The sequence below is a fragment of the Undibacterium sp. Jales W-56 genome, from assembly GCF_025548535.1.
Lineage (GTDB): Bacteria > Pseudomonadota > Gammaproteobacteria > Burkholderiales > Burkholderiaceae_D > Undibacterium.
In genome coordinates, this window is the sequence record NZ_JAJLQW010000004.1 from 204048 (window position 1) to 218545 (window position 14498).

At 52.0% G+C, this 14498-nt stretch carries 10 protein-coding genes; all 10 read left to right on the forward strand.

Annotation, left to right across the window (positions count from 1 at the left end; all coding sequences use genetic code 11):
• Positions 1–315: 315 nt before the first annotated feature.
• Genes LPB67_RS12650 through LPB67_RS12695 form a run of 10 tightly spaced genes read left to right on the forward strand, consistent with a single transcriptional unit; the run spans position 316 to position 14467 of the window.
• Positions 316–1224 (forward strand): helix-turn-helix transcriptional regulator, encoded by a 909-nt coding sequence (locus LPB67_RS12650; RefSeq protein ID WP_262837814.1) that lies wholly within the window; start codon positions 316–318, stop codon positions 1222–1224.
• Positions 1221–2717, forward strand: a complete 1497-nt coding sequence (locus LPB67_RS12655) for a class I SAM-dependent DNA methyltransferase (RefSeq protein ID WP_262837619.1) — start codon at positions 1221–1223, stop codon at positions 2715–2717. The genes LPB67_RS12650 and LPB67_RS12655 overlap by 4 nt, the downstream gene beginning before the upstream one ends.
• A complete protein-coding gene (locus LPB67_RS12660; RefSeq protein ID WP_262837620.1) occupies positions 2714–4237 on the forward strand; it encodes a class I SAM-dependent DNA methyltransferase in 1524 nt (507 codons plus the stop codon). Before LPB67_RS12655 ends, LPB67_RS12660 begins: the two co-directional genes overlap by 4 nt.
• Complete coding sequence (locus tag LPB67_RS12665; protein WP_262837621.1) at positions 4234–6159, forward strand: ATP-dependent nuclease; 1926 nt, start codon at positions 4234–4236, stop codon at positions 6157–6159. Before LPB67_RS12660 ends, LPB67_RS12665 begins: the two co-directional genes overlap by 4 nt.
• A complete protein-coding gene (locus tag LPB67_RS12670) occupies positions 6156–7826 on the forward strand; it encodes a UvrD-helicase domain-containing protein (RefSeq protein WP_262837622.1) in 1671 nt (556 codons plus the stop codon). The genes LPB67_RS12665 and LPB67_RS12670 overlap by 4 nt, the downstream gene beginning before the upstream one ends.
• Positions 7823–9046, forward strand: a complete 1224-nt coding sequence (locus tag LPB67_RS12675) for a restriction endonuclease subunit S (RefSeq protein ID WP_262837623.1) — start codon at positions 7823–7825, stop codon at positions 9044–9046. The genes LPB67_RS12670 and LPB67_RS12675 overlap by 4 nt, the downstream gene beginning before the upstream one ends.
• A complete protein-coding gene (locus tag LPB67_RS12680; RefSeq protein ID WP_262837624.1) occupies positions 9039–12020 on the forward strand; it encodes a type I restriction endonuclease subunit R in 2982 nt (993 codons plus the stop codon). Before LPB67_RS12675 ends, LPB67_RS12680 begins: the two co-directional genes overlap by 8 nt.
• Positions 11983–12588 carry a toll/interleukin-1 receptor domain-containing protein gene (locus LPB67_RS12685; protein ID WP_262837625.1) on the forward strand — a complete coding sequence of 202 codons (606 nt, stop codon included), beginning with the start codon at positions 11983–11985 and terminating at the stop codon, positions 12586–12588. The genes LPB67_RS12680 and LPB67_RS12685 overlap by 38 nt, the downstream gene beginning before the upstream one ends.
• Before the next feature lie 11 nt (positions 12589–12599).
• A complete protein-coding gene (locus LPB67_RS12690; protein ID WP_262837626.1) occupies positions 12600–13883 on the forward strand; it encodes a toll/interleukin-1 receptor domain-containing protein in 1284 nt (427 codons plus the stop codon).
• On the forward strand, positions 13883–14467 hold the full coding sequence (locus tag LPB67_RS12695) for a hypothetical protein (protein ID WP_262837627.1): 585 nt from the start codon (positions 13883–13885) through the stop codon (positions 14465–14467). Before LPB67_RS12690 ends, LPB67_RS12695 begins: the two co-directional genes overlap by 1 nt.
• The last annotated feature ends 31 nt before the right edge of the window (positions 14468–14498 follow it).

Below are 14498 nucleotides of genomic sequence, written 5' to 3' on the forward strand. Positions count from 1 at the left end.
TTCCTTTTTCTGTGTCTGGGTGAGAAGGCCCGAAGACATGTACAGGGTTTCGGGCTTTAGTCGGGTGCAACCATGAAAATCATATATACGCGAAATTCCCCTCGATTCGGGCCGAGGCGCGGGCGACGATGTTGATTCGCTTGGACCTCACCGATCAGCGCAGTTATGCGGAAATGCCAACCAGAAATCAATTGTATTCAGCAAAATATCGATGTATTATCTAATCAATTTGATGATCTATTGAGTAAATAATGAGCAGAATGCAGTGTGAATTTGGCCTTTTCGTTGATTTTCATGGATGAGGAGCGATTGCAGATGCATCCGCAGCGTGTCGGAAACCTGAGTCAGGGTCAGCGCGAACGACTAACTTACCTTGAGTTCCGCCTGTATTTTATGGGGGAGATAGGTCGTCCAGATCTTTCTGCTCGTTTCGGTGTAGCGCCAGCTGGCGCTACCCGTGACATCGCAATGTACCGAGAGCTGGCGCCGCAAAATATTGATTTTGACAATAGCAGCAAGACATACCGTATTAGTGGTGAGTTTGCCCCAATTTTTGAACACCCTCCTCAGCGCGTCTTGTCGGTGCTCTCGCTAGGTTTTGGCGATGGGGTGGATGGCGAGCCAAGGTCGCTACTTCCCTGCGAATTTCCAGCGACATTGAGTTGTCCTCGGATGGAGGTGCTTGCGCCGATCTGTCGGGCCATCCATGTTAAGCGTCCAGTGGCAATTCGCTATCAATCTATGAGCAGTGGAGAGTCGGAGCGCGTTATCGTACCCATCGCACTGGTTGATACTGGCTTGCGATGGCATGTCCGGGCGTTTGATCGCAAGTCCGGGGAGTTTCGAGATTTCGTTATTACGCGAATTCAGAATCCAACCATTCTCAATGAGGAATCTGTGGCCAACGAACGTATGGATGCCGACATTCAGTGGACCCGGATAGTGGAACTGGATCTTGTGCCCCACCCACGCCTCAGTCGTCCGGAGATTATCCAGATGGACTATGGGATGCAGGATGGGTCAATTCGATTGCGAGTCAGGGCTGCTGTAGCTGGCTACATGTTGCTTCGCTGGTGCATTGATGCTTCGCCAGATCACAGTCTCAAAGAAGAACAATACCGACTGTGGCTCAGAGATCCGCTGGCCTTATATGGTGTAAGCAGCGCAAAGCTTGCGCCGGGCTATCGCATGCCAGAGAAGTCTATTCAGGAAAAAAATAAATGAGCGAGCACCCGATTACGCTGAGTCAGCTCGAAAACCATCTATGGGAATCCGCAAATATCTTGCGTGGCCCAGTGGATGCTGCTGACTTCAAGACCTACATTTTCCCCTTGCTGTTCTTTAAGCGTATATGTGATGTTTGGGATGAGGAGTACCAAGAGATCGTCGATGAAACCGGCGATGAGCAACTAGCGTGGTACCCGGAATCGCATCGCTTCCAAATCCCAGAGGACTGCCATTGGAACGATGTTCGTACCAAGGCGAACAATGTCGGCACCGCGTTGCAACATGCGATGCGCGAGATCGAAAAGACCAACCCGGATTCATTGTACGGTGTGTTCGGCGACGCCCAGTGGTCGAACAGAGATCGGCTGTCGGATGCATTGCTCAAGGATCTGATCGAGCACTTCTCAATGTTGCCGTTTGGCAACAAGAACGTCAATTCCGATCTGCTTGGCGATGCTTATGAGTACCTGATCAAGAAGTTCGCCGACGCCACGAACAAAAAAGCTGGTGAGTTCTACACCCCGCGTAGCGTCGTCCGGTTGATGATCGATATGCTTGACCCGAAAGAAGTCGAGACTATCTACGATCCGGCTTGTGGTACAGGCGGCATGTTGCTAGCCGCCGTTCAGCACGTCAAAGAATTGCACGGCGAAGTGAAGCGCCTGTGGGGTAAGCTGTACGGACAGGAAAAAAACCTCACCACCTCCTCTATCGCGCGGATGAACCTGTTCCTGCACGGCATTGAGGATTTTCAAGTGGTGCGGGGCGACACCCTGCGTAACCCGGCTTTCTTCGATGGTGATCGGCTGGCCAGTTTCGACTGTGTAATTGCCAATCCGCCGTTCTCGCTGGAAAAGTGGGGCGAGGACCAGTGGGTAAACGATCCCTTCGGCCGCAATTTTGCCGGTCTTCCTCCATCGTCAAGCGGTGACTTCGCGTGGGTTCAGCACATGGTCATGTCGATGGCCGATGTGACTGGGCGGATGGCCGTGGTCCTGCCTCAAGGCGCGTTGTTTCGCAAAGGCGCTGAAGGTGATATCCGTCAGAAGTTGTTAGAAATGGACTTGGTCGAAGCCGTAATTGGGTTGGCGCCCAATCTGTTCTACGGTACCGGCCTTGCGGCGTGCATCCTAATCCTGCGCAAGCGCAAGTCAGCCAAGCAAAAGAGGAAAGTTCTCATCGCTGATGCCTCACGCCTATTCCGCCGAGGCCGGGCGCAAAACTATCTGGAGCTTGAGCATGCGAAGGACATTCTCGGATGGTATCGTGGCTTTGCCGATATACAAGATGCAGCTAGGGTAGTCACTCTCGATGAGATTAAGGCTGAAGACTGGACGCTAAACATCTCGCGGTACGTTTTGCCTCCCCTGCAGGAAGACATCCCGCCGTTGCCTGATGCTATTACGGCGTTTAAGGATGCGCTCATTCGTTGTCGCGAGGCCGAGGCACGGCTCGCGCAAGTCATGACGGAAGGAGGATGGCTGAAATGAGTCACCCAAGCAAACGCATAAGCCAGCAAGAACTGGAAAGTTACCTCTGGGGCGCAGCGGTGCTGCTACGCGGCCTCATCGACGCCGGTGACTATAAGCAGTTTATCTTCCCTTTGCTTTTCTACAAACGCGTAGCCGATGTATGGGAAGAGGAGTATCAGGCAGCGCTGGCCAACTCAAACGGCGACCTCTCCTATGCGCAATTCGCTGAGAATCATCGCTTTCAGATCCCTGCCGGCGCGCACTGGAACGATGTACGCCAAGTGCCCAAGAATGTCGGTGCAGCGATCCAGAAAGCGATGCGTGCGATTGAGACCGCCAACCCCGATCTGCTCGACGGCATCTTCGGTGACGCGTCTTGGACCAACCGTGAGCGTCTGCCTGACGAAACCCTGAAAAACCTCATAGAACACTTCTCGACGCAGACACTGTCGGTCATCAACGTGCCCGAGGATGAGCTCGGAAACGCCTACGAATACCTGATCAAGAAATTCGCGGATGACTCCGGCCACACGGCGGCCGAGTTCTACACCAACCGCACCGTTGTCCATCTGATGACGCAATTGTTGGCGCCACAGGCGGGCGAGTCGATTTATGACCCAACTTGTGGTACCGGGGGCATGTTGATCTCGGCACTGGACGAGGTGAAACGCTCCGGCGGTGAGTACCGCACGCTCAAGCTCTACGGGCAGGAGCGCAACCTCATCACGTCATCCATCGCCCGGATGAACTTGTTTCTACACGGTGTGGAGGATTTCGAAATCATCCGGGGCGACACCTTGGCCGATCCCAAGCACATCGAGGGTGACCGCCTTCGTCAGTTCGACGTTATCCTAGCCAATCCACCGTACTCTATTAAGCAATGGAACCGCGAGGCCTGGAGCAGTGACAAATGGGGCCGAAACTCCCTCGGCACACCGCCGCAAGGGCGGGCCGATTACGCATTCCAGCAGCACATCCTGACCAGTCTTACGGCCAAGGGCCGCAGCGCAGTGCTCTGGCCGCATGGCGTGCTGTTCCGCAACGAAGAGCAGCTCATGCGCTTAAAGATGATTGAGCAGGACTGGGTCGAGGCCGTCATCGGCCTGGGGCCCAACCTGTTCTACAACTCTCCGATGGAGTCGTGCATCCTCATCTGTAACTGTAAAAAGGCTTCTGATCGCAAAGGCAAAGTGATGTTCATCGACGCGGTGAACGAAGTCGCGCGGGAGCGCGCGCAAAGCTTCCTGAAACCAGAACACCAGCAGCGCATCCTGGCAGCCTTTAACACCTTTGCTGATGTGCCGGGTTTCGCCAAGGTCGCCACACTGGCAGAGATCAGCACCAACGTGGGCAACCTGTCGATCCCGCTTTATGTGAAGCGCATTGCTGCAGCTCCAGCAACCGACAACAATGGTGACGCGATATCGCTGCGCTCCGTCTGGGACAAATGGCAAACTGATGGCCGCGCATTTTGGTTGCAAATGGATGTCCTGGTGACAACACTGGATGGTTTGGTAGAGAAAGAGAACTCAGTATGAAACTAAACACTATTCGGCTATCAAATTTTCAGTCTTTTGGGGAAAAACCAACTGAACTCACACTAGAAGACATCACTTACCTGATTGGTCCCAATGGTTCGGGAAAAACTGCTGCATTGCAGGCCCTGTGTCGCCTCTTCGCTTTCGATCCCTCACTGCGCCGTGTCCTGCGTTCCGATTTTCACGTCCCGTTTGATGAAGAAGATGCGCCTAGTGAGCGGCAACTCTGGATAGAAGCAGATTTCATCTTTCCAGAATTAGATGAAGACGAAGATAGCAGTGCAGTTGCCCCGCATTTTGGGCACATGCGACTGGATGAGCAGGATGGAATCCCGCGCGTGCGCTATCGTTTCAGCGCCACTATGGGTTTGGATGGCGATATTGAGGAAAGTTTTGTGTATGTGCTGGACGTAAATCCAGATGGTTCACCACTCAGTACTGCACAAGTACCGCGAGCCGAACGTAACCATATCCACGTTCATTATTTGCCTGCAAGGCGGGATCCAGCTGACCATATCGCATATGGTGCTAATGCACTTCTAGGACGAATGCTCCGCGCTGTGCAATGGAAAGAGGAGCGCGACGCGATTAAGGGCCTCACCGACCAGATCAGTAACAGCTTGGCAGCCAATCCATCAGTCCACGCGCTCAGCGAGAGTCTGAAAACAGCATGGGGATCTCTGCACAAAGGTGATTTCTTTGCTGATCCGAAGATCACGTTTGTGGCCTCAGAAATTGAAGCTTTGCTGCGACACATGTCAGTATCATTTTCACCTGGGCACGATGAGAGTCTGGTCGATTTTTCTCGGCTGAGCGACGGTCAGAAGTCGATGCTCTATCTTTCCCTTGTGTTGTCGTCACAGGCTATCGGTCGCGCGGTCCTTGCCGGTGACGACAAGTCTTTCGACCCGGATAAGTTGAGGCCACCCGTATTTACGTTGGTTGCAGTTGAAGAGCCTGAGAATAGTCTTTCGCCCCATTACTTGGGGCGTATCGTAAGCGCGCTGAATTGTATGGCGAAGAACGAGGATGCTCAAGCCCTCATTGCCACGCATGCGCCATCTATGCTGAGGCGAGTTGATCCCGAACACATTCGCTACCTTCGACTCACAGATGTACGTCAATCACGAATTACAAGCATCCAATTGCCGGAGGAGACCGATGTAGCGCACAAATTTGTGCGCGAGGCTGTCCAAGCGTTTCCTGAAGTCTATTTTTCGCGCCTAGTCGTCCTGGGTGAAGGAGATAGTGAAGAAATCGTGCTGCCACGCGTTCTACGGGCAAAGGGCGCACCAATGGATGAATCAGCAGTCACGATAGCGCCACTGGGAGGAAGGCACGTCAATCATTTCTGGCGCCTGCTTTCTGTATTGCAGATCCCATATTTAACCCTGCTTGATCTAGATGTGGCTCGCTATCAAGCTGGATGGGGGCGGATCAAGAATGTCAATGATCAACTCGCAATGTTTGAACCGACAAAAGTGCTTCCTGCACATTGGCCGATTCCAAAATGGAATGCCGATGAAACGCCTATTCGCACTCATCATTTTTTCGGTGATGAGAAGCAGGATATCTTTGAAGAGCTTGAAAATCGCGGCGTATTCTTTTCATCCCCGCTGGATCTCGACTTTGCGTTGCTTGTTGCCTATCCGGATTCATATGGCGTTGAGGAAGAAGTGCCAGATGAACCGACAATTAAAGCCGTTTTGGGCAAGAGCCACAACAATTCATCGCAATACAGCGCCGATGAGCTGAAATTGTTTGGCACCTATCATCAACGCTTCAAGCTAGGCAGTAAGCCAGCCGCGCACATCGATGCGCTGGCTCAGTTGAGCGATAAAGAGTTGCTTGAGAAAATGCCTGAATCGCTTGGGAGACTGGCAGACGCCGTCATCGCCAAACTCGCGGAGTTGCCCGAGTGATTGCCGTCAAAACATGGCAGCCTGCGGACGGGCTGATACTTGAGCCAAATGCACTGCGCGCAGCTCAGGAGCAGGAGCGCTGCCTTGCCTTGACCGCAGGGCCTGGTGCAGGAAAAACCGAAATGCTCGCGCAGCGAGCTGACTTTCTCTTGCGCACCGGCACCTGTCACTATCCAAAGCGGATTCTGGCGATTTCGTTCAAGGCCGATGCCAGCAAAAACCTGAAGGAGCGTGTTCAGCGCAGGTGTGGTGCAGACCTCGCCGCGCGTTTTGATAGCCACACTTTTCATGCGTTTGCTAAACGAATTATCGACCGATTTCGTCCTGTGCTGACCGGCAATAGTGCTCTTGACGCAGGGTTCACGATTGGTAAACAGAGGATTGCGCGCAAACAAATCACATTTGATGAACTTATACCATTTGCAATCCAGATACTCAATGAATCTAAGGTCTGCAGAAACGCAATCCGTCAGACCTATAGCGACGTTTTCCTAGACGAATTTCAGGACTGTACCAATCTACAGTATGAGCTTGTAAAGATTGCTTTCCAAGGTACCGGCATTCGACTTACTGCTGTCGGCGATACGAAGCAAAAAATCATGGGCTGGGCCGGTGCTCTTGATGGTATTTTCCAGACCTTCGCGGCGGATTTTGGGGCAGTACCGCTCAACATGTATCGTAACTTTCGCTCGAAGCCGCGTCTGCTGCGAATGCAGAACGAAATCATTCGCGTGCTCGATCAAGCATCCGTCATGCCCGATGAACAAATCGAAGGAGATGAAGGGGAGGTTTTCGCTTGGGGCTTCGAGGATAGCTGTAAGGAGGCGGAACACCTAGCGGATCTGATTAATGGGTGGATTGAAAAGGAACAGGTTCCCCTTTCGGAGGTCGCCATACTCGTCTCCAAACAACTTGACCTTTATGCTGATCATCTAATGGCTGCATTGAAAGCGCGTGGGATACCCTTCCGCAATGAACAGCAAATGCAGGACATCACCACAGAGCCCGCTGCGCGCTTGGTGGTCGATTACCTGTCTTGCATCTTTGGCAAACGTGAACCCAAAGCCTGGGTTCGGTTGATGAACCAACTGGTCCCATTCGCAGACGATGAAATTCAGGCGAACACACGACGGGATTTTGACCGATTGATAAAGGCCCAGAGGAAGAGCACAGCGCTTCTTGAGTTGATTGATGAGCCATTCTCAAGCTGGTGGGAATCTGTGCGAGTTTTTTTGAACCAAGTCGGCATTGAAACCCTTGTAGCGCTTTCGCCGGACTATGAATCGCCTGATCGGCTCAAAGAGGTCATTCGAGAAACCAGGGCACACATCGAAGAACTACTCAAGCTCGAACCCGATTTACCCAAGGCGCTTGAACGCCTTTCCGATGACCAGGCGGTACGTATTCTGACCATCCACAAGAGCAAGGGGCTGGAGTTCGACTCCGTCATCATCCTTGGTGTTGAGGATCAGACTTTCTGGGGGAAAGCCGATGAAGAGCGCTGCGCATTTTTCGTGGGAATGTCGCGAGCTAAAAGGCGACTTGTACTGACGGTTGCCAAACACAGAGAAACGCCTCCTTCCAATCCATATAGATGGCGAGAGCAACGAACCCAACATGATGAGTTCGTTGGATACGCCATGCCATTTTTAAGCCAACACCAATGATAGAAAAAATACTTAAGCCAGGTTGGAAGGTCTGGCGCTTTGATCAGATGGCGACTAACGTTAATGTCCGTATCGACAACCCTTCTGAGTCCGGAATGGAGCACTACGTTGGCCTGGAACACCTCGATGCTGACTCGCTGAAGATCCGCCGCTGGGGCACGCCGCATGATGTGGAGGCAACCAAGCTGATGTTCAAGAAGGGGGACATCATTTTTGGTCGTCGCCGCGCCTATCAACGCAAGCTCGGCGTTGCGCAATTCGACGGTGTCTGTTCGGCGCATGCAATGGTGGTGCGTGCCAAACCCGAGGTCGTGCTTCGAGAGTTCTTGCCCTTCTTTATGCAGAGCGATCTGTTCATGGATCGAGCAGTTGAGATATCTGTTGGATCTTTGTCGCCGACAATCAACTGGAAGACAATGGCAGTGCAAGAGTTCGCGTTGCCATTGGTGGACGAGCAGCGTCGCCTCGTCGGCATCTTTGATGCACTTGAAGAGATTTCTGAAAGCTTGGGCGATGCAACAGCCGCCTCCACAGTGCTGAAGTCTTCACTTGCCGAAAGAACATTCCCGATATCTGAGGTAAGGACTTTCTTGGAAGCTCCCGATGCCTATCGAGGCAGGCCGCTGGTAAGGCTCGGTGATATAGCAACTCTGCAAGTGGGCTTTCCGTTCAAAAGCGCCGAATACGCGCCACACGGAGACCGACTTCTCCGAGGGTCTAATGTTGGAGTGAATCGATTGATCTGGGACGACGCCATCACCTGTTACTGGCCTGTTGCCCGACGCCATGAGGTATCCAACTACGTCCTGAATGCTGGTGATCTAGTAATCGCAATGGATCGCCCTTTCATTGCCGAGGGCTTCAAGATCGCTCGAATCGCTGAGTCCGATTTGCCGGCATTACTCCTTCAGCGGGTTGGCCGCTTTCGTCTGACTGGCGAAATCACACCTGAATACCTTTGGGCATTCTTACACTCGGAGTCCTTCAAATGGCAACTACAGCGAATGCAAAAAGGAACGGACCTGCCTCACATAAGCAGATTTGACATTGAGGGGACTTTGATTCCTGTGTTGACGCTGGATGAGCAAACTGCCGTTGCTGACCACTTTGCCGCCATTGAGTCTGCGGGATCCATGTTGCTGAGTCGATGGAATTTAGGTTGCAAACAAAAGAAGAACGCACTTAGAGAACTTATTGCGCCGGGGGCATCGAATGTTTAATGAGTCCAACACTGTAGAAGCCTACGTCCGCGATCTGCTCGCTGGTCCGGTCAAGGCACTGTCTGTCAACGCCGTTCAGCAGCCGCTGGCCAGTTACGGCCCTAGCCACAAAGGCATCGGCTGGCGTTATGTGGCACCAGCTGACGTGCCGCGTCAGATTCAGGAAGTAGTGGTCGAGTCGTGGCTGCGGGAAGCGCTAATTCGACTGAACCAGGAAATCGCCACACAGCCCGATCGCGCCGACGAAGTGCTCTATAAACTCCGCGCTATCGTGTTGTCGGTGCGCTCGGATGGCCTGATCCGTGCCAATGAGGAGATGACCGCTTGGATGCGTGGTGAGCGCTCCATGCCTTTCGGCCTGAATAACGAGCATGTGCCGGTACGGCTGATCGATCTGGATGACTTGTCACAGAACCAATACATCGTCACCCAGCAGTTCACCTATCGTGCCGGCCCCACCGAGCGGCGCGCTGATCTGGTGTTGTTGATTAACGGTTTGCCCTTGGTGCTTATCGAGGCTAAGACACCGGTCAAAAAGTGCATTAGCTGGGTTGATGGTGCGCTACAGGTGCATGCCGACTACGAGAAGTTTGTCCCCGAGCTGTTCGTCTGCAATGTGTTCTCCGTCGCGACCGAGGGAAAGGAGTATCACTATGGCTCGATTGGCTTACCGGTCAAGGACTGGGGCCCATGGCATCTGGACGGTGGAGATGCTCAGCACCATCCGCTGAAAACACTCAAGTTGTCGGCTGAGAGCATGTTGCGGCCGAACGTGGTGCTGGATATCCTGGGCAGCTTCACGCTGTTTGCCACGGATAAGAAAAAGCGCCGCATCAAAATAATCTGCCGCTATCAGCAATACGAGGCGGCCAACAAACTGGTTGAGCGCGTGCTGGCGGGCTATCCCAAGAAGGGGCTGATTTGGCACTTTCAGGGGTCGGGCAAGTCGCTGCTGATGGTGTTTGCGGCGCAAAAGTTGCGCATGCATTCCGGTCTGAAGAATCCCACGGTGCTGATCGTGGTGGACCGGATCGACCTCGACAGCCAGATCACCGGCACCTTCACCGGGGCAGATATCCCCAACTTGGAGAAGGCTGAGACCCGTCAGAAGCTGCAGCAGTTGCTGATGCAAGACTCCCGAAAGATCATCATCACAACGATCTTCAAGTTCGGCGAGGCCAGCGGCAGCCTGAACGATCGCAGCAACATCATTGCCTTGGTAGACGAAGCGCACCGCACGCAGGAAGGCGATTTGGGTCGCAAGATGCGCGAGGCATTGCCCAATGCGTTTCTATTTGGCTTAACTGGTACGCCGATTAATCGCGCTGACCGTAATACTTTCTACGCCTTTGGCGCCGACGAGGATGAAAAAGGTTATATGAGCCGCTACGGCTTCGAAGAGTCGATCCGCGATGGCGCCACGTTGAAGTTGCACTTCGAGCCACGGCTGGTGAATCTTCATATCGACAAAGTTGCTATCGATGCGGCCTACAAGGATCTGACCGGCGGACTGTCGGATCTCGATAAAGACAATCTTGCAAAAACTGCAGCTAAGATGGCCGTTTTGGTAAAGACGCCAGAGCGAGTTCAGCGCGTATGCGAGGACATCGTAGAACATTACCAGACCAAGGTGGAGCCCAACGGCTTCAAGGGGCAGATTGTCACTTTTGACCGTGCATCCTGCCTGCTATTCAAGGCTGAGTTGGACAAGCTGCTACCGCCAGAAGCCACTGACATCGTGATGTCGGTCCAAGCGTCCGACAAGAAAGAACATCCAGAGTACGCAGTCTACGATCGTTCGCGGGATGAGGAAGAGCGACTGCTTGATCGCTTTCGCGATCCAGCCGATCCACTGAAACTAATCATCGTCACGGCTAAACTTCTGACTGGCTTTGATGCGCCTATTCTACAGGCGATGTACCTGGACAAGCCGCTACGCGACCATACTCTGTTGCAGGCGATTTGCCGGGTAAACCGGACCTACTCAGAGCAGAAAACGCACGGGCTGATCGTAGATTACCTCGGCATTTTCGATGATGTGGCTGCGGCCCTGGAATTTGATGATCAAAGCGTCAAGCAGGTGGTCAGTAACATCCAGGAATTGAAAGAGAAGTTACCGAAAGCGATGCAAAAATGCTTGGCATTCTTTCCCGGTATCGACCGAGCCCAACAGGGTTACGAGGGCCTAATCGCGGCGCAACAGTGTCTACCCAATAACGATGTTCGCGATAATTTTGCCGCTGAGTTCAGCATACTTAATAAAATTTGGGAAGCACTATCACCTGATAGTGTGCTTGGGGCCTTTGAGAAGGACTACAAATGGCTGTCGCAGGTTTATCAGTCGGTACAACCATCAAGTGGCCACGGCAAGCTAATTTGGCATTCGCTTGGTGCAAAAACGATTGAGCTGATTCATCAAAACGTGCACGTGGATGCGCTGCGCGACGACCTTGATACGCTCGTCCTAGACGCTGACTTGCTGGAAGCGGTACTTTCGAATCCAGATCCCAAAAATGCCAAAGAGATCGAAATCAAGTTGGCACGGAGGATGCGCAAGCATTTAGGTAATCCAAAGTTTAGGCAGCTTTCAGAAAGGCTTGATGCATTGAAGGATCGGTTCGAATCCGGGCAGATCAATAGTGTCGATTTCCTGAAGCAGTTGTTGGAGATCGCCAAGGAAACGTTGCAGGCTGAACACGAGGTGCCTCAGGAAGAAGATGATGATCGTGGCAAGGCGGCACTGACCGATTTGTTTAATGAAGTCAAGACTGCGGAAACTCCAATTATGGTTGAACGAGTCGTAACCGACATCGATGAAATTGTGAGACTTGTTCGTTTCCCCGGTTGGCAAGGTACTCAGGCCGGTGAGCGAGAGGTAAAAAAAGCGCTGCGGAAAGCGCTTTTCAAATACAAGCTGCACGCCGAAGAGGAATTGTTTGAGAAGGCTTATAGTTATATTCGACAATATTATTAAAGTAAAACTAATTAATGTTTGTAAATTGGATTTATTTAATTTTAACTTTAACGAATGGATCGATATGCCTATTTCCCAATCTGACCTGACAAGCGCATCGCAACGTGGAGTGATACATAAGAGCCTGACGGCGCGTGCGGGACAGACAACAGCATTCTTGTGCCACAGTCATATTGACAAGTTACTTGCTATCGGGCTTCAAACACTTCTACATGAAGCTGGTTGGGATATCTACATTGACTGGCAGGATGCCGAGATGCCCGAGTCACCGGATCGCGTCACCGCAAGCAGAATACAAAGCCGCATTGCTTCTGCCGATTGGTTCCTGTTCCTAGCGACAGGGAATTCTACTCAGTCTAGATGGTGCCCTTGGGAAATTGGTTATGCTGACGGAAAGAAGGGCGACGGTCGAATTATTGTGATTCCGACGAAAGATTTATCCGGGAAACATTATGGGAATGAATATCTTCAGTTATATCCCCAGATTACTCCGGCGGATGTAGGTGGGCTCGCGTACTTCCCTTCCGGAAAAACGACAGGCGGAACTTACGTGAAGGGGCTTAGATAGGGACGCCAGTGATGGCGCAGGTACCTATTGGTCCGGTTGCAACCTTTTTTTTGTGTATTATTTTTGCTAAATTTGTGCATGCGTGGCGAAGCAGATCGACGGTTTTCGTACATGGGCGCACATGTCGCAATTCAATCTCGCATGGAGGAAAAATGCCCCTTTATGAACTTGCGGTCTTCGGTGCGCCGACGGCAGAGCAACTGAAAAAATTGCAGGAGCAACTTGCTGATGCGTGTGATCGCTTCAAGTTGAAATTAGGTGAAGAGATTTCCTTAGTTGTCCAGCCAGCTGAATTTAGGCCTGGCACTAGAGCCGCAGCGGCAGCTATCTTTTTCGGGGGTAAAGACTCAGTAGAGATTGATATTTCTAAGTCTATGGACTGTGAGTCGATCTCAATTCTTCCAGTAGCTTCCAACGATGCAAGCGTCGCAACAGAAATTCCCGCGAGCCTGCGGCGACTGAATTGCCTTTTCGTTGATAAGGTTTCTCCTGAACGTATTTTCAATGCTTTGCTGGAGTGCGTCGGACTCTTGCCGAGGCAAAGGCGAGTTTTTTTAAGTTATCGCAGGAATGAAGCTACGGCAGCTGCAGTGCAGCTTTTTTCCGAGCTGTCAGCGCGGCAATTTGATGTTTTTTTGGATACGCAGGGAATCGGCCCGGCTGTGGACTTTCAGGAGACGTTGTGGCATCAACTTTGCGACGTTGATGTGCTGATCATGCTGGAGACGCCAAAGTATTTTGAGAGTCGCTGGACAAGCGCCGAATATGGTCGCGCTTTGGCAAAAGGCATTGGCGTTTTGCGCGTGCAATGGCCCGATACTACGCCGTCAATTCATACGGGAACCGCAAGTCTTGTGGAGTTGGTTAAGGATGAGCTAGACGAACTAGGGCAGCTTGGGTTGCCTGCCGTCGAAAGAATTTGTTCTCAGCTTGAGAACGTGCGGAGCTTAAGTCATGCTACTCGGCACTTAAGTATGGTAACTGCTGTTCAGGATGCCATAGAGCAGGTAGAAGGGAAAATTGATTGCGTCGGCTCTAATCGTTCGATGTATCTGACACTTCGATCTGGTCGAAAACTCGTTATTCAACCGACAATTGGGGTTCCAACATCACTTCTTCTGCAAGAAACATTTGAGCGGGCCGCTGGCGAGGAAAGTGCGGTTGTGTACGACCATTTCGGATTGAAACGCAGTTGGCAGGTGCATATGGACTGGCTTGCACAAAAAGTGCCAGGCACAAGATGGGTCAAGAAAACTGAAGCTGTTTGGGACTTCGGCGGCTGGGAGGCGATGTGATGCGTAGAATATTTCTCTCGGCAAGTGTTCCTGTTGCCGGTCAAGGCGACTATCACCAGACTGCGAATCCATTTTTGATTCAGTTTGCAGTACGTGAGTTGCTGACAGTCTGTCTGGGGCGGCGATTGCTCGTGTGGGGTGGGCATCCTGCAATTACGCCCATGGTATGGGCTGTATGTGAGGATCTCGGTATTGAATATGCGAAAGCGGTGATTTTGTACCAGAGTCGATTATTTGAAGACGTTTTTCCGGATGAAAATGCACGCTTCGGTAATGTGGTCTTTATTGACGCAGTCGAAGGCGATCGCGCTAAGAGCCTAGCGCGCATGAGGACAGAGATGCTTTCTGGCCCGTTCGATGCGGCAGTGTTTATCGGTGGAATGGACGGAGTTATCGATGAATATCAGTTATTTCAGAAAATGCACCCTAATGCGAAGGTGCTTGCAGTGCGCTCGCCGGGCGGTGCGGCGATGAAATTGGCGGATCAACTCGGCCAAATTGATGACAGGATCGATTTTGCAAGATTGTTTCATGAGGAGCTGGGTATCGCGGTGACGGAGAAGCGAGATCAAGTGAAGTATTGAATTTTATCCGTACGGCTGCTCGATTTCTCAC